This window comes from Paenibacillus sp. SAFN-117 (assembly GCF_051966115.1).
In the GTDB taxonomy this organism is placed as follows: Bacteria; Bacillota; Bacilli; order Paenibacillales; family NBRC-103111; genus Paenibacillus_L; species Paenibacillus_L residui.
In genome coordinates this window covers 23,189-37,330 of sequence record NZ_JBQCLK010000021.1, presented here as the reverse complement: position 1 = coordinate 37,330, position 14,142 = coordinate 23,189, and the positions used below count along the sequence as shown (strand labels likewise).

The following is a 14,142-nucleotide window of genomic DNA, read 5'->3' as shown; positions in this document are numbered from 1 at the left end:
CTGCGTTAGGGAAGATTAGGAGGAGTGACTATTGAGAAACATTTTTGTGTTTGCACTGCTCTGGTGGCTGATAGGCAATCCATTCATTGCCATTATCATTCTTTTCGTGGTTCTCTACTGGCTTGACCGTAAGTTTCTGGGACTGTCGCCCAGCATTACCAAGCCGTTTCGGCAAAGCCGGAGGCTGCGTCAACTTCGTCAGGAGCTGCGGCTGCAGCCGCATCAAACCAGCGCCAAGCTGGAAGCCGCCTATCTGCTTATCGGCAAGAAGAAATATAGGGAAGCACTGTCCTATTTGGAAGAAATCGAGCCCATGATGGAGGAATCGGCAGTTGTCCAATTTGGCATCGGACTGTGCCGGTTGAAGCTGGGAGAACTTGAGAGCGGAGAGCGCAGCATGCTCCGCAGCATTGAGCTAAATCCGCGCATCCGCTACGGGGAGCCTTTTCTAAGACTGGGTGAAGCGTTTGCGGAATCCAAGCCGGACCAAGCGCTGGCTTACCTGGAGCAATTCAGGGAGGTTCACTCCTCCTCCTGCGAGGCATATTATCGGCTTGGACAGCTATACGACAGGCTCGGACGCCGGCAAGAAGCCCGCCAAGCCTATGCGGAGACATTGGATATCTACCGGGGACTGCCGAAGTATAAGAAACGATCGGAACGGCGATGGGCGCTGCTGGCCAGGATGAAGGGCGGCTAGCTTCGGTTTGTCGGGCATTCCTGCAACGTATCACAACCTTTTTTTCAGCCCAGATGGCTAATAACAGAATGACACGGGAGATGAATTTAGATGTCCATGGAATATCCGATGCAAGCGATCGTTCTGATTGTCGTAGTTGCAGTCACCTTCGTATCCATGTTTATATGGACTAAAATGAAAAAAAGAAAGTAGGCTGTCAAATGTACTATATTAACAGGGAGCAGCTGGAACAGCTGCTCGAATTTTTGCCCGTCATCAGCGAGGCATGTGAACAATTGAAGGATAATTGGAATGGAACCTTACTGGATGGGTTAGCTCAGGAACGTATTCTTCATCTGGCGATTGAGAGCGTGACCGATGTCGGCAGCCTTCTGATCGACGCGTTTATGATGAGAGACGCCAGCAGCTATGAGGATATTGTAGAAATTTTGCTGGGAGAAAATGTGTTTGCCCGTGAAATCGGGGAACCGCTGATCGAACTCGTCAAGCTGCGCAAACCGCTTGTTCAGGAATATATGAAGCTGGATCGGGATGGATTACATCCGTTAATCGGTGACCTGCCGGCTATATTGAAGGAGTTCGCTCCTTCCGTCCGGCAGTTCGTCCGTAAAGAGCTTGGTGAGTAGGCTGCCTTTAGATACTCAACATTTTGGTTTGTTTAATTTACTATCCGCTTCAAATGCGATACAATGGCATTACAGGTGGTGATCAGGATGAGTAAAGAGCAGGAATCATCCACTCGCAGATTGCTGTTGACGATGATGAAGACGGACGGTCCAATGAGCGTTAGCGAAATGGCCAAGCAGTTGGGAATAACGGAGATGGCTGTTCGCCGTCACTTGAATACATTGGAGCGGGACGGTCTGGTCGAAACCCGGTTGTCCCGTCAGGCAATGGGCAGGCCGACGCACTTATACTCGCTGACAGAATCGGCAGATGAATTCTTTCCGAAGAACTACCATCAATTAACGTTAGATCTGCTGCATGAGCTTGTAACCGAGGACGGCGAGGAGAAGATCGGACGTCTGTTCCAGCTTCGCAAGGAGAAGCTGCTCGGCAAGTACCGCGAGCAGATGGAGGGTAAATCCTTGTCGGAAAGAGTGGCTCTTCTGGCAGATATACAGAATGCTAACGGGTATATGGTGCAGTGGGAGCACAAGGAAGACGGGTTCGTATTTACCGAGTTCAACTGTCCCATCTCACAGGTAGCCCGGCAATATAACGAAGCATGCAGCTGCGAGCTGGCGTTGTTCGAGGGATTGCTGGGAGCGGAGGTCAATCGCACGGAATGCATAACGAGCGGCGGACGCAGATGCACCTATCTGATCGGAAAGCAGCCGGTGAAATCAGTCTCGGAAGGTTAAGAGAAGCTTCTCCTGTTTTTCATAATCCAGAAATTAAAGACAGCCCGATTCTTCTGCAGGCAGGAGGGTTCAGGCTGTCTTTCTTGACTTTAGCAGGGAAGAAAATACTTCATAGAGGCAACTAGCAGAGCTCCAGCCGGAGCCCTTCGTGAGCGAGCTTGCATCGTTCCGGCAATTCGTAGCGCTCTGATTCGTTCAGGTCGATGCCATGGGACAGATGAGTGAAGAACACCCGCTCCGGGTTCATTTCCTCGACAAGCTGCAGAGCTTCCACGATATCATAGACCGATCGCGTGTCCGGATCCGCTTCCTCTTTATAGAAATTTGTCCCGAGAATAAGCAGCTGGAGGTTCTCGAGAGGCCGTTTCTCCTCCGGGCTCAGCCGAATCGAATCGGGACAGTACACCCATTGATATCCGGGCCTGGAGAAGTGATAGGCATAGGAAAATCCATTCCTGCCATGGCATACCCTCCAGGGAAAAATCCGCCACTCTCCGAACGAAAATCCGTCATCCACTTCTTGGTATACAAGCTGATTCTCCAGCCAAGGGAAGAAGCCGCGAAGTGACTGCAGCACTTCGGCAGGAGCGTATACATGACCTTTCTTCCGGCGCCACCGGCACAAATCGGCATATTCCGGAAGACCGCCGATATGATCGTAATGGGCGTGGGTGATCAATAAATGATCGAGGTCTCTCATTCGCATCCGTTCCATCTGACTTCCCCAGGTGGGACCGCAGTCGATGATCATTTGCCCCCCTCCACATTCCAGCAGGACGGAGGAACGGGTCCGCCTGTTGAGGCCACCCGTTCTTGCCTCGGTGCATACCTCGCAGTCACAATAGACTCGCGGCACTCCCATGGAATCACCGGTGCCCAGGAAGGTCAGCCTATCCATTAGCCTCATCCCCGTTCATTGTGCTGGCTGCCTGAATTTGCCGGGTTAAGCGGGCGGCCTTATCACGAAGCGCGTTATAATTGCCGTTGTCCATTTCCTTCAGGCTGATAAGGGAGCTGCCAACTCCGACGGCATAGCAGCCTATGTTGAGGTACTCCCGCACATTATCCTCGCGAATCCCTCCGACCGCAATCATGGGAATGCGGTTTAGCGGAGCCATCAGCTCCTTCAGATAAGGCAAGCCGAGTCCCGAGCTTGGGAAGATCTTAATTGCTGTCGCTCCGGCTTTCCATGCGCGAACGATTTCCGTCGGAGTCATCGCCCCGGGGAAGATGGGAATCCCTTCTTCGGCGGCATAGCGGATCACGTCTTCATCCGTATTGGGGGTAACGAGGAAGGATGCTCCAGCCCGAACGGCCTCTTGCGCATCATCCGAATCCAGCACCGTTCCGGCCCCTATGTACATCCTGTCGCCCAGCCTCTCTTGCAAATCTTGAATCATCATGAGAGCATCAGGGGTATTCAAGGTCACTTCCATAACCGTTATTCCGCCTTGAAGCAGTGCTTCCGCTGCAGGTACAATCTGTTCGCGTTTGACCCCTCTGGCAATGGCTATCAGCCGTGTTTTCTTAATTTGCTGCAGGCCTTGCTCGCGGTTCATCGTATCCCTCCTTGTTGGCTTCTTCTGCATTATACCTTCTGCCGATATGCTCGATCAAACGGTTTCGGGAAACGAAATCTCCCATTTCTTTAGCTGCTTTTTTGTGATACGCTCAATAAAGAAAGCTCCGGGCTTCTTGATGGCCGGCCTGTATCTATTGCGACAAATCCGGGTCAGGAGAGCCATTTTACCGGAATTAAACCGTTTATTTGTTATCGGGAGAGATTCCCGGATACAATGATAATAGAAGAAGGAAAGGATGAGAGCTTCCATGAGTCAAGAGGAACGGATTAAATTAACTTCATTATCAACTAAAGGAGGCTGCGGCTGCAAAATCGGACCGGCCGATCTTGCACAGGTGCTGCGTGGATTGCCCCAGTCGGAGTCTAATCCGAACCTGCTGGTCGGCCTGGATACTAGCGATGATGCGGGAGTGTACAAGCTGAACGACGAACTGGCGCTTGTACAAACCGTTGATTTCTTCACGCCGATCGTCGACGACCCGTATTCTTTCGGACAGGTGGCCGCGGCCAATGCCATAAGCGATATTTATGCGATGGGCGGCAAGCCTCTGACGGCCTTGAATATCGTCGCGTTTCCGATTCGCAAGCTGGACAAGCAGGTGCTGACCGAGATTTTGCGCGGAGCGGGGGATAAGATGAAGGAAGCCGGAGTAACGCTGGTCGGCGGCCATTCCATCGATGATAACGAGCCCAAATTCGGGCTGGCGGTAACCGGGGTGATCCATCCGGATAGAGTCAGAACCAATGCCGGGGCGAAGCCGGGAGACCGGCTCATTCTGACCAAGCCTATTGGCGTAGGGATTTTGACCACCTCCATCAAGAAGGACCTGTTGAGCGAGGAAGAGGTAAACCAGGTGACCCAAGTGATGACTACCCTTAACAAGAAGGCCGCAGAGACGATGGAGCCCTACGCAGTTAATGCTTGTACGGATGTAACGGGCTTCGGCTTGTTGGGTCATGCATACGAAATGGCCAATGGAAGCGGGGTAGGCATACGCATCGATCACAAGAGTGTACCTGTGCTCCCCCGGGTCCGTGAGCTGGCCGAAGCAGGCCAGGTGCCTGGCGGCACCAAAAATAACTACGCCCATCTGGAGGGGAAGGTTACCTTTGACGAATCGATAGACCAGATCGGACAATGGATTCTATGTGACGCCGTAACATCGGGAGGCTTGTTGATTTCGGTTCCCGAAGCGGAAGCCGATGCTCTCCTTCAGAAGCTGTTGGAGGCGGGAGTGGAAGCGGCTCTCATCGGAGAAGTGACGGCAGACCATCCGGGAAGGATTATCGTTCAGTAGATGCATACTAGATGAGGTGACCTCTGATGTTTCAAGATATAACGATAGAACAGCTTTTGGAGCGCCGCCAGTCGGACGAGCTGCTCCTGATCGACGTTCGCTCCCCGAGCGAATTTGAGGAATCTACCATTCCCGGAAGCTTGAACATTCCGATCTTTACGGATGAGGAACGCAAGGAAGTAGGAACCCTTTACAAGCAGGTAAGCATACAGGCTGCCAAAGATAAAGGATTGGAGATCGTATCGCGGAAGCTTCCGGCTTTTATCAAGCAATTTGAGGCGCTGGGTGAGCGTCCGAAGGCCGTATTCTGCTGGCGGGGCGGGATGCGCAGCAAGACGACTGCAACCGTGCTGTCATTAATGGGGATCCGGGCTCAACGGTTGGTTGGCGGGTATAGGGCGTACCGGAAATGGGTCGTTTCTATGCTCGATTCTTTTCAACTAACCTCCAAATGTATTGTTATTCATGGCTATACCGGAACCGGTAAGACGGAAATTTTGCGAGGACTGGCCAATCAGGGCTTCCCTGTGCTGGATTTGGAAGAGCTTGCCGGCCATAGAGGCTCAATCTTCGGCCATATCGGCAAAAAACCGAGCAACCAGAAAAATTTCGAATCCATGCTGATCCAGGAGCTGCTGAAATATAAGGATGCGCCTTATTTGCTGATGGAGGCCGAGAGCAAGAGAATCGGCAAAGTGGTTCTGCCCGATTTCCTGGTGGAGGGAAAGAAGAGGGGCGAGCATTATATGATCGAGCTTCCCTGGGACGTTCGGGTTAGGAACATCCTTAACGATTATAAGCCGGAGGAGCACAAGGAAATGTGCATGGAAGCTTTCCAACGGATCAAGAACCGCATCCATACGCCGGCTGCGCAGCAGATCGAAAACTGCCTCAAGGAAGAGCGGTACGGCGAAGCCGTCTCCCTGCTTCTAGAATATTATTATGATCCGCGTTATGACCATGCGGGACTGCAATATAACGGTGAAAGCAGAAGTATTCAGGCAGGCTCCGTTCAGGAAGCGACAGACAAGATTGCGGCACTGCTGCGGATGCGTACCGACCGGGCAAATCCGGTTCGGGAGCAGGTAACTAAATAAGCCTAAGCCCCACTTATCACAATTACGGCCCAAAGCCGGAATTTTGTCACCACATAGGAATTCTCAAGTTCTTTTCAGTGTTAATGTGTTGAAGATCGAGGATTCCTATTGGCATAACAAGCTGCCTCAAATACCGGGTTATGCATCTTCGAGAAGCTCCGTTAGGAGCTTTTTTTTATGAAAATTTGAATATTTGCGAAGTTTTTCCTGTTTTGCTGTGTCAAAATGAAATTACTAACTTATAATATTAGTAGTATATGGGCATCAACCCATCGGCGGAAGGAAGGGAGGAGTTCTATTGGCTGCTTGGGAGATTTGCTTGGCGGTCATTACAGCCAGCATCGTTGTTCTTGTCTTTTATTTAGTCCGTACTATTCAAACTGCGAAAAAATCATTGGAGATTACGCAAGAGACATTGCAGAAGGTTCAACAGGAGCTGGCTGAGGTTAGCAAGGAGACAACCCGCCTCCTTAAATCCACTGAAGCGGTAACGAACGATATTCACGAGAAATTGAGGACTCTGGACCCCGTCTGCCGTTCGATCGGCGAGACCGGAGAAGCCTTGCGACAGGTAACGAATTCCGTCCGTCAGGTTTCAACGGCGGTCGCCACCTCCGCGAATACCGCTCAGAAAGCCATTCAGAGCAGTCGGGTAACCGATTTGATTGAATGGGCCGTATCCGGTGCCCAGCTATGGTCAGCCTGGAAGGAATACAGAGGGTCCAAGAACAAATCCAAATCTTAAGGAGAGTTGATACCATGTCTAACAAAATGAACGGAAAAGATTTTTTGGTGGGAGCCATGGTTGGTAGTGTGATTGGCGCGGTGACGGCTTTGCTGCTGGCTCCGAAATCCGGACGGGAGTTGCGCAAAGATATCGCGGATCAGGCGCAGCAGTTAAGCGACAAAACCCAGAAAATCGCCGGCAATATCGGGCATCAGACCAGTGAATGGTTCGGTAAGGCTAAAGAAGTAGCGGGTACGGTAGTGGAAGAAGTGAAGGCCTGGAAGGAAGCCGGCAAAGAAGTGGCTGTGACCGCTTTGGAAGAGGCGGAAGGGAAAGTGGCGGAAGAACGGGCGAAGCTGGAAGCGGATATGGAGGAGAGCAAGAAAGAATAACGATTGCTAGAAGAAGGGGCCGGCAGGGCCCTTTTTTTAATATAAATGTATAAGTTTTGCATGCTTATTCCGTTCTTAGTCTTAGATTGTGAAGAAACAGAGAATCTGGTAAGCTTGGATTATTCATATGTTTCTATGAGGCTTATGCGGGAGGAAATTACATGTACTGGAGAAAGTTCGTACTCAACAACGGTCTGCATTTGAGCTTTGCGGTTGCGCTGGTAGCGACGATGGGAAGCTTGTATTTATCCGAAATTCTCCGATACGAACCATGCAAGCTTTGCTGGATACAAAGAATTTTCATGTATCCGATGGTAGTTTTGTTTGCTGTCGCCACGGTCAGGAAGGATTATAAAGTGTATACTTATGCTCTGCCGCTAGCGATCGGAGGAGGCCTATTCTCAATCTATCATTATTCCATTCAGAAGATTCCTTTTTTACAAGATTCGGCCGCTTCATGTGGTCTGGTTCCCTGTAATACCGATGCGCTGGATTGGTTCGGCTTCATTACCATTCCGCTGCTTGCTCTTATAGCTTTTATTATCATTGCCGTTCTTCAATGGCTTATCCGTAAAGCTCAATAAAGGCCTGTGAGATATCCGCTTCAGCAGGATGATTTTACTAGAGGTCTGCTAGAAGTCACAACCAGAGGTGATTATGATAAAGATCAAGTTTACAGCCTATATAGCCGTACTCGTAACTGCGTCAGCGTTATTGCAGGCCTGTTCCGGAGCAAGCCGTCCCGCTCTGCCGGAGGATACTCCAACAGTTACAGCAAGCCCTTCGCCAAGACCGTCCGAAGCTCCTGCGGAGACGCCTGCTGCTTCACCATCGCCGAGTCCGTCCGTCACGCCGGAAGGAACTCCCGAGCCTTCGGATACACCGGAGCCTGCTCCGACCGAATCGCCGAAGCCTTCTCTCACGCCCGCACCCACCCCGCAGCAGACGGCCAAGCCAGAGCCTTCTCCGGCTCCGGAAGACCCAAGCCGCAAAGCGGTCTCCTGGTACTATATGAAGAAGGGCAAGGGGGAAGTGCCCGGATTTCCGTCTGAAACCAAGCAGTATAAACCGGAGCACAGGGTAATCTATGTCGGAACGGGCAAGAAGGTCTATCTTACCTTCGATACGGGCGGACCGCTCGGGGATGTGGATAAGATGCTGCAGACGCTCAAGGACAATGATGTTAAAGCGAATTATTTCCTGGCCGGCTATAATGTGAAGAAGCATCCGGATTTCCTTAAGAGGCTTGTAGAGGATGGGCATTTGGTGGGCAATCATACGATGACTCACAAGGACCTGACCACCCTGACGGATGAGCAGGTGAAGCAGGACCTGGAGGAATATGAACGCATGTATGAGGAAATTACAGGTGAGCCGATTCCGCGCTTCTTTCGGTTCCCTTATGGAAAATATAGCATGCATCTGCTGGATCTAGTTTCCGGGATGGATTATTCCTCGGTATTCTGGTCTACGGCAATGAGAGATTGGGAGCCCAGGGAGAATGGGGCCGAAGATCCGTATAACGACATAATGAATAATCTGCATGACGGCAATATTATTTTGATGCATCAAGGCTCCGAGGAAAATATTGAAGCGCTGGACCGCATTATTAAGGCCATCAAGGAAGAAGGCTACGAATTTGGGCTTCTGACCGATTTTGAGCAGTGAACCGCAGGCCGCAGGCCGATAAACCCCTTCCCTTCGGCGGGAACAGGATGATCCCGACAGTGTATTTGAATGCTACAGACAAGGACGCTTTGGAAGTCACTTACATAGTCTATAAGGAAAGCAGCTAGTTATTTTACAGCAAAGGAAGCGTATAAATGTGCAGCGTGCCATAGCTATATTGGATTCCGGGGTGGGGGGATTGACTGTCGTCAAGGAAGTGATGAGACAGCTCCCAAGGGAAAAAATTATTTATTTCGGCGATACGGCCAGAACCCCTTACGGGCCCCGTTCATCCGAGGAAGTCGTAATGTTTACCCGGCAAATCGTTGATTATTTATTGCAATTCGGGCCGAAGATGATTGTCATTGCCTGTAACACAGCTACCGCTGTAGCGCTTCAGGAAGTCCGCAAATCCGTCTCGGTCCCAGTGGTAGGAGTCATACACCCGGGGGCTCGGACCGCGATCAAAACAACACGCACCGGGATAGTCGGCGTCATCGGAACCGAAGGAACGATTCGAAGCGGTGCTTATGAGCAAGCCCTTCAGGAAATTTCCCCGCAGACGGAAGTGTTAAGCTTGGCCTGCCCGACCTTCGTTACGCTGGTGGAACGGGGATTGTTCAACGGGGAAGAGGTGCGTAAGGAGATTGGATGCGTTCTGGAGTTGTTCCGTAAGCAGCCTATGGATTGCCTCATTCTCGGATGCACTCACTACCCGTTCCTGGCTGACGTGATAGGAGAGGTCATGGGGCCGGAAGTATCCTTAATCAATTCCGCGGAAGAAACCGCCCGGGAAATAAGCACCATCTTGTCGCACAGCGGACAATTGGCTCTAACGGGTGAGCAGCCTATCCATCAATTTTTTTGCAGTGGGGACCCGAAGCTCTTTCAGAGGATTGCTCAAAGCTGGTTGGAGGAGCAAATTAAAGTCACACCCATTGTATGGCAGGTTTCCCGACTCTATTAATTTAGATTCGGGCATGAAGGATATAATTTTATCATATGTTTAGGGCATAGGCCATCTTCTGTGGAGGTGGGGTTTATGCCCTTTTCTTATGTCGTGCAAAAAGGTGATACGCTGTACCGGATAGGACGAAAATACGCGCTCTCGGTACCGGCTTTGCTGGCGGCCAACCCGCAATTATCGGAGCAGGACTACCTGGTTCCCGGGCAAGTCATCGTGATTCCAGACCGGACAACGAATCAGTACGTTATTCAGGCGGGAGATACCTTCTATTATATTGCCCGCCGGTTTAATATCGAGCTGAATGATCTGCTTGCGGCGAATCCGGGAATCAACCCGCGATATTTGCGCATCGGACAAACTATTGTACTGCCCCCTGGCCGTGGAATGTCCATTGTGAATACGAATGCGCCTTACGGTTATAGGGAAATGATGGAGGACTTGGAACTGCTGAAACAGAGGTATCCTTTCCTGGAAATCGTTGTGATCGGCTATAGTGTCATGGGAAAACCGATACCGGCCGTTAAAATTGGCGGGGGAACGAGAAGGGTGCACTATAACGGGTCCTTCCATGCCAATGAATGGATCACGACCCTGCTGCTGATGAAGTTTATCGAGGAATACAGCTCGGCATATGCCGCTGGAGGAAGGATCAGGGGGAGGGATGCCGCTGAATTGTACCGGCAGACTTCTCTCTGGATCGTGCCTATGGTTAACCCGGACGGGGTGGAGCTGGTTCAGGAAGGAGTCACCCCTCAGCATCCGTTCTACCGGGAGCTGCTGCAATGGAACGAAGGATCGTACGATTTCTCGGGCTGGAAGGCAAATATTCGCGGCGTGGACTTGAACGACCAGTATCCCGCGTTCTGGGAAGTGGAGAAGGAACGACGGGAAGTCCCCGGACCCGGGCCGAGAGATTATCCCGGAACGGCGCCGCTTACGGAGCCGGAGGCCATCGCTGTTGCCCAATTTACGAGGAATAACGATTTTCGTCTGGTCATCGCCTTCCATACCCAAGGAAGAGAAATCTACTGGAATTACCGCGACCTGGAGCCGCCTGAATCGGAGGGAATCGCCGAGCGGTTCGCACGTGTGAGCGGATACCGGCCGGTCAGGCTGACAGGAAGCGATGCGGGTTATAAAGACTGGTTCATTCTGGAGTTTCGGAGGCCCGGATTTACGGTAGAGGCCGGGCAAGGAACGAATCCGCTGCCCATCAGCCAATTCCCGCAAATCTATAACGATGTGATCGGGATCATGCTGGAAGGGCTTGTCGTGTAAGAGGGGCCGATCAAGGCCGAATGGTCACTTCAGTACCGATTCCGACCAGGCGGGCAAGCTCCAGCACATCCTTATTATGCATTCGGATGCAGCCTTTGGACACCTGCTGCCCAATGGAAGACGGCTGGTTCGTTCCATGAATGCCGTAATGGGGCTTCGACAATCCCAGCCAGAAAGCTCCGTACGGCCCTCCGGGATTGGCTTGCTTATTAATAATCGTGAAATGTCCGACTGGTGTAGCGGAGACGATTTTACCGATACCGACGGGAAATTCCCGGACGACTTGGTCATTCTCCAGCAAGTACAGCTTCCGGTCGGACAAATCAACAATGATGCGATAGGCCGGCACACGATCTCCTCCTTATCCTAATCAAGCAATCCTGTGCTTGTCATCAGTCTATGTTTGGAGGAGTGCCCGGGTGCATGGAATTACAGTTCAAGGGCGTGATATTCTTCGATATATCCACACGAAGCATAGACGCCATGCGGCCAGAAATAAATAGACAAACACAAGAGCAACAGGCGCAAAGGTAGTGAAAGCCGGTTTGTTATATAAAATCCAGCGCAGAGCTAACGCCAGAGGATGGGTAATGATCCACGCGCATGCGGTAACGATGGCCGCTTTGCCGTATCCGGAATAAGCGGTGCGGCGGTAAGCTCCTGTCCATAAAGCGATGACAGGCCATACCAATAGATAGGGCATCGCAACGATGACTACGTCCCAGAGAGACAAGCCCATCCTGTGCTCCAAACCTCCCAGCATTGTAAATAAGAGAAGAACGGCCCAATCTCCTGCCAGAAGCAAGAGAACAGCCGTCCTGGATCTTTTCTTAACGTGCTTCATGGTTTGCTTTCTCCTCCCGGGAGGCTGCCAATAAGACCGGCGAAGGCTCTGAGCGGGCTAAGAATCCGAATCTTGAATGCCTCCGCCTCGACGCAAGGTGATCAGTGACTTTAGCTTGGCAAACACCTCAACCGCTTTCCCCATTTCTTCCTCCGTCAATTCGCATAGATATTCACGGAACCAGGCACCTCTTGCTTCGCGAATTTGATTGACCGTTTCCCGCCCTTTCTCCGTAATGGAGAAGAGCACGACCCTCCGGTCTTGCTCTGAGCGCTCCCTCGTAATAAATCCCATATTGACCAGCTTGTCGGTCATCCCGGTTACGGCCCCGGAAGTGATTCCTATGTGACTAGCTATATCCGTAGCTTTGCAGTAAGGAATTCTGGATAGAAGAATCAGCAGAAAAATCTGCCCATCCGCCAATTGGACCTTTCCTTTGATTTGCCGGAGCTCGTGTCCGACAAGATGGACGAATTCACCGGCCAAGCCCTCCAATTGGTCCAGTAACTCATTCTTTCTAGAGTTGTGCTTGTCGTTGATCCGATGAGTCATAACTTCACTCCTTAACTGCCCGCTAATAATAAATCGATAAATGACTTGCGCATGGGACGATCCAATACAACCGTCGGAAGAAACGTTACCTCCGCAGCCGACCTGCCTCACGATTGCAGCCGGTAAAGTACTCGGCTAAATCATAAGGAAATTGCCATATGATGTCAAGTGATAGGATAGAAGCAATAAAGATGTCTAAACATTTCCGAGTATGGCACAATAGACATAGGAAGGAAATCCCGGCCAGGAGGGAAAATTCATGCGCAAGCTTCTGTCTCTAAAGCATTGGTCCCATGTCTTCCGAAAAGTATACCGTCTTCTTGCTGCCTCCCAGGTTCCCCTGAGGGTGAAGCTGCTCTTTCTCATCCCGGTATTGCTGTATTGGGTGCTGCCTGATGTACTCCCATTCATGCCGCTGGATGATATCGCCGTTACTATGCTGGCAGCGAACTGGTTCGCCGACCGAATAGGCAGCAAATATTTGGGCCCGGACAAGACGGAGTAATCATTGCCCTTACTCATATTCTTCTTCGGGGAGACGGATCCAGCTTTTTAAATAGCCCTGCTCATACAAAGCCTTAAGAGTAATAATAAGAATCGGCGACAGAATCAGGCCGGCCACGCCGAACAGAGACAAGGAGATAATCATAAAGGAAAGCATCGTGAAGGCTGATACTCCCAGCGTATCTCCGGTGATCTTGGGCTCCAGCAATTGCCGGACAATAATGACGGTGGCGAACAGGACCGTTAACCAAATCGCCATGGTCGTCTGGCCGACGATAAATAAATAAATGATCCAGGGGATGAAAACGGTCGATACGCCGAGCAGCGGCAGCAGATCAAAAATAGCCATCAACAGCGAAATCGAAAAGGCATTCTTCACTCCAAGCACGAGCAGGGCGGCGAAGATGACGATGAACGTGACCGAAATCATTTTGAGCTGGGCCTTTAAATAGCCGCCGATTCCGAGCAGAACGTTCTCCTTGATGAACTGGAAGGCCTTCTTGAAAGTTTTGGGTGTATGGGTTTGGGCAATTCGTTTCCAGTTCTCGCTTTCAATGCTGAGAAAATAGGCCAGAATAATCCCGATCAGGAAATTGACGAGAAAGGTCGAGACGGAAGTCAACCCGGTGAACAGGGCATTTAAGAAGCCGGTAGCTAATTTACCTCCCCTTTCAATAATGGTCGAGGAGAATTCCTTGGCTCTCTCTATCCATTCCGGGGAGACATTGCTCAGCTTCTCCTGCCAGAAGTCTACGTTGTTAACGATTTGTTCCTGAAGGATACGCTGATAAACCGGAATTTTCTCTACAAGATTGTAAATTTGGCTCGTGAAGATCGCGCCGAGTCCGGTCAGGATGGCAAGAATGACGAGAATGAACACCAGGGTGGAGATGGTGGAAGCGATCGACTTTTTCACTCCCTTGCGGTGCAGGAACTTGGCCAACGGTTCAATAATGACATAGATTGCCAGAGCGAAAAAGATCGGAGTCGCAATTTTGTACAAATAGCTGAACAGGAGCATGAACAAGTAAATGGTAATGCCTATCAAGGCGATGTCAAAGATGGTTTTGTAATATTTTCGATAGAACGACTGCATGACAGTGCTTTCACCTCGTTATATTAAGGGTGTTAGATCCGGCAACAAGATACCATAATGTTATCATAGCCGA

At 50.9% G+C, this 14,142-nt stretch carries 18 protein-coding genes; 12 read left to right on the top strand and 6 right to left on the bottom strand.

Annotation, left to right across the window (positions count from 1 at the left end; all coding sequences use genetic code 11):
• Window positions 1-31: 31 nt before the first annotated feature.
• The 3 genes from ACTHRH_RS14775 to ACTHRH_RS14765 all read left to right on the top strand — a co-directional run bounded on the left by ACTHRH_RS14775 (window position 32) and on the right by ACTHRH_RS14765 (window position 2,064).
• Window positions 32-700 (top strand): tetratricopeptide repeat protein, encoded by a 669-nt coding sequence (locus ACTHRH_RS14775; protein WP_440416270.1) that lies wholly within the window; start codon window positions 32-34, stop codon window positions 698-700.
• Window positions 701-900: 200 nt separating this feature from the next.
• Window positions 901-1,326 (top strand): DUF86 domain-containing protein, encoded by a 426-nt coding sequence (locus ACTHRH_RS14770; RefSeq protein ID WP_150959554.1) that lies wholly within the window; start codon window positions 901-903, stop codon window positions 1,324-1,326.
• An 87-nt stretch (window positions 1,327-1,413) separates the two neighbouring features.
• The gene (locus tag ACTHRH_RS14765) at window positions 1,414-2,064 is read left to right on the top strand and encodes a helix-turn-helix transcriptional regulator (protein WP_144932056.1); all 651 of its coding nucleotides are present in this window, start codon (window positions 1,414-1,416) and stop codon (window positions 2,062-2,064) included.
• A gap of 121 nt (window positions 2,065-2,185) precedes the next feature.
• Here the strand turns inward: ACTHRH_RS14765 and ACTHRH_RS14760 are convergent, their stop codons facing one another.
• A complete protein-coding gene (locus tag ACTHRH_RS14760) occupies window positions 2,186-2,962 on the bottom strand; it encodes an MBL fold metallo-hydrolase (protein ID WP_440416267.1) in 777 nt (258 codons plus the stop codon).
• Entirely contained in the window at window positions 2,955-3,623 is a 669-nt protein-coding gene (locus ACTHRH_RS14755) for a bifunctional 4-hydroxy-2-oxoglutarate aldolase/2-dehydro-3-deoxy-phosphogluconate aldolase (RefSeq protein ID WP_440416265.1), read from the bottom strand. Before ACTHRH_RS14755 ends, ACTHRH_RS14760 begins: the two co-directional genes overlap by 8 nt.
• Window positions 3,624-3,894: 271 nt before the next feature.
• Between ACTHRH_RS14755 and selD the strand changes: the two genes are divergently transcribed.
• The 8 genes from selD (at window position 3,895) to ACTHRH_RS14715 (ending at window position 11,073) form a co-directional block, all read left to right on the top strand.
• The gene (selD, locus tag ACTHRH_RS14750; RefSeq protein WP_440416263.1) at window positions 3,895-4,944 is read left to right on the top strand and encodes a selenide, water dikinase SelD; all 1,050 of its coding nucleotides are present in this window, start codon (window positions 3,895-3,897) and stop codon (window positions 4,942-4,944) included.
• A gap of 26 nt (window positions 4,945-4,970) precedes the next feature.
• Entirely contained in the window at window positions 4,971-6,041 is a 1,071-nt protein-coding gene (mnmH, locus tag ACTHRH_RS14745; RefSeq protein WP_440416261.1) for a tRNA 2-selenouridine(34) synthase MnmH, read from the top strand.
• A gap of 298 nt (window positions 6,042-6,339) precedes the next feature.
• The gene (locus ACTHRH_RS14740; RefSeq protein ID WP_440416259.1) at window positions 6,340-6,786 is read left to right on the top strand and encodes a DUF948 domain-containing protein; all 447 of its coding nucleotides are present in this window, start codon (window positions 6,340-6,342) and stop codon (window positions 6,784-6,786) included.
• A gap of 14 nt (window positions 6,787-6,800) precedes the next feature.
• On the top strand, window positions 6,801-7,160 hold the full coding sequence (locus ACTHRH_RS14735; protein WP_144932044.1) for a YtxH domain-containing protein: 360 nt from the start codon (window positions 6,801-6,803) through the stop codon (window positions 7,158-7,160).
• A gap of 161 nt (window positions 7,161-7,321) precedes the next feature.
• Entirely contained in the window at window positions 7,322-7,744 is a 423-nt protein-coding gene (locus ACTHRH_RS14730) for a disulfide oxidoreductase (protein ID WP_440416257.1), read from the top strand.
• 73 nt (window positions 7,745-7,817) lie between these two features.
• Window positions 7,818-8,828, top strand: coding sequence for a polysaccharide deacetylase family protein (locus ACTHRH_RS14725; RefSeq protein ID WP_440416255.1), 1,011 nt, complete (start codon window positions 7,818-7,820; stop codon window positions 8,826-8,828).
• A gap of 157 nt (window positions 8,829-8,985) precedes the next feature.
• The gene (gene racE / locus ACTHRH_RS14720) at window positions 8,986-9,795 is read left to right on the top strand and encodes a glutamate racemase (protein WP_150959561.1); all 810 of its coding nucleotides are present in this window, start codon (window positions 8,986-8,988) and stop codon (window positions 9,793-9,795) included.
• A 75-nt stretch (window positions 9,796-9,870) separates the two neighbouring features.
• Window positions 9,871-11,073: a M14 family metallopeptidase gene (locus ACTHRH_RS14715; RefSeq protein WP_144932036.1), complete on the top strand. Its 1,203-nt coding sequence runs from the start codon at window positions 9,871-9,873 to the stop codon at window positions 11,071-11,073.
• Window positions 11,074-11,083: 10 nt separating this feature from the next.
• On the opposite strand, the gene ACTHRH_RS14710 is transcribed toward ACTHRH_RS14715, so the two are convergent.
• The 3 genes from ACTHRH_RS14710 to ACTHRH_RS14700 all read right to left on the bottom strand — a co-directional run bounded on the left by ACTHRH_RS14710 (window position 11,084) and on the right by ACTHRH_RS14700 (window position 12,469).
• Entirely contained in the window at window positions 11,084-11,422 is a 339-nt protein-coding gene (locus ACTHRH_RS14710) for a L,D-transpeptidase (protein WP_379288594.1), read from the bottom strand.
• 87 nt (window positions 11,423-11,509) lie between these two features.
• Window positions 11,510-11,917 carry a DUF3054 domain-containing protein gene (locus ACTHRH_RS14705; RefSeq protein WP_144932032.1) on the bottom strand — a complete coding sequence of 136 codons (408 nt, stop codon included), beginning with the start codon at window positions 11,915-11,917 and terminating at the stop codon, window positions 11,510-11,512.
• Window positions 11,918-11,974: 57 nt separating this feature from the next.
• The gene (locus ACTHRH_RS14700) at window positions 11,975-12,469 is read right to left on the bottom strand and encodes a MarR family winged helix-turn-helix transcriptional regulator (protein WP_144932030.1); all 495 of its coding nucleotides are present in this window, start codon (window positions 12,467-12,469) and stop codon (window positions 11,975-11,977) included.
• A 259-nt stretch (window positions 12,470-12,728) separates the two neighbouring features.
• Between ACTHRH_RS14700 and ACTHRH_RS14695 the strand changes: the two genes are divergently transcribed.
• Entirely contained in the window at window positions 12,729-12,974 is a 246-nt protein-coding gene (locus tag ACTHRH_RS14695; RefSeq protein WP_144932028.1) for a hypothetical protein, read from the top strand.
• Between the two features lie 9 nt (window positions 12,975-12,983).
• On the opposite strand, the gene ytvI is transcribed toward ACTHRH_RS14695, so the two are convergent.
• The gene (ytvI, locus tag ACTHRH_RS14690; RefSeq protein ID WP_440416251.1) at window positions 12,984-14,069 is read right to left on the bottom strand and encodes a sporulation integral membrane protein YtvI; all 1,086 of its coding nucleotides are present in this window, start codon (window positions 14,067-14,069) and stop codon (window positions 12,984-12,986) included.
• Window positions 14,070-14,142 lie beyond the last annotated feature (73 nt).

Excerpts from the sequence above, each read along its gene's own strand:
- ACTHRH_RS14770 (WP_150959554.1), top strand. The coding sequence starts at position 901 with ATGTACTATATTAACAGGGAGCAGCTGGAACAGCTGCTCGAATTTTTG.
- ACTHRH_RS14765 (WP_144932056.1), top strand. The coding sequence starts at position 1,414 with ATGAGTAAAGAGCAGGAATCATCCACTCGCAGATTGCTGTTGACGATG.
- ACTHRH_RS14760 (WP_440416267.1), bottom strand. The coding sequence starts at position 2,962 with ATGGATAGGCTGACCTTCCTGGGCACCGGTGATTCCATGGGAGTGCCG.
- ACTHRH_RS14755 (WP_440416265.1), bottom strand. The coding sequence starts at position 3,623 with ATGAACCGCGAGCAAGGCCTGCAGCAAATTAAGAAAACACGGCTGATA.
- selD (WP_440416263.1), top strand. The coding sequence starts at position 3,895 with ATGAGTCAAGAGGAACGGATTAAATTAACTTCATTATCAACTAAAGGA.
- mnmH (WP_440416261.1), top strand. The coding sequence starts at position 4,971 with ATGTTTCAAGATATAACGATAGAACAGCTTTTGGAGCGCCGCCAGTCG.
- ACTHRH_RS14735 (WP_144932044.1), top strand. The coding sequence starts at position 6,801 with ATGTCTAACAAAATGAACGGAAAAGATTTTTTGGTGGGAGCCATGGTT.
- ACTHRH_RS14730 (WP_440416257.1), top strand. The coding sequence starts at position 7,322 with ATGTACTGGAGAAAGTTCGTACTCAACAACGGTCTGCATTTGAGCTTT.
- ACTHRH_RS14725 (WP_440416255.1), top strand. The coding sequence starts at position 7,818 with ATGATAAAGATCAAGTTTACAGCCTATATAGCCGTACTCGTAACTGCG.
- ACTHRH_RS14715 (WP_144932036.1), top strand. The coding sequence starts at position 9,871 with ATGCCCTTTTCTTATGTCGTGCAAAAAGGTGATACGCTGTACCGGATA.
- ACTHRH_RS14705 (WP_144932032.1), bottom strand. The coding sequence starts at position 11,917 with ATGAAGCACGTTAAGAAAAGATCCAGGACGGCTGTTCTCTTGCTTCTG.
- ACTHRH_RS14700 (WP_144932030.1), bottom strand. The coding sequence starts at position 12,469 with ATGACTCATCGGATCAACGACAAGCACAACTCTAGAAAGAATGAGTTA.
- ACTHRH_RS14695 (WP_144932028.1), top strand. The coding sequence starts at position 12,729 with ATGCGCAAGCTTCTGTCTCTAAAGCATTGGTCCCATGTCTTCCGAAAA.
- ytvI (WP_440416251.1), bottom strand. The coding sequence starts at position 14,069 with ATGCAGTCGTTCTATCGAAAATATTACAAAACCATCTTTGACATCGCC.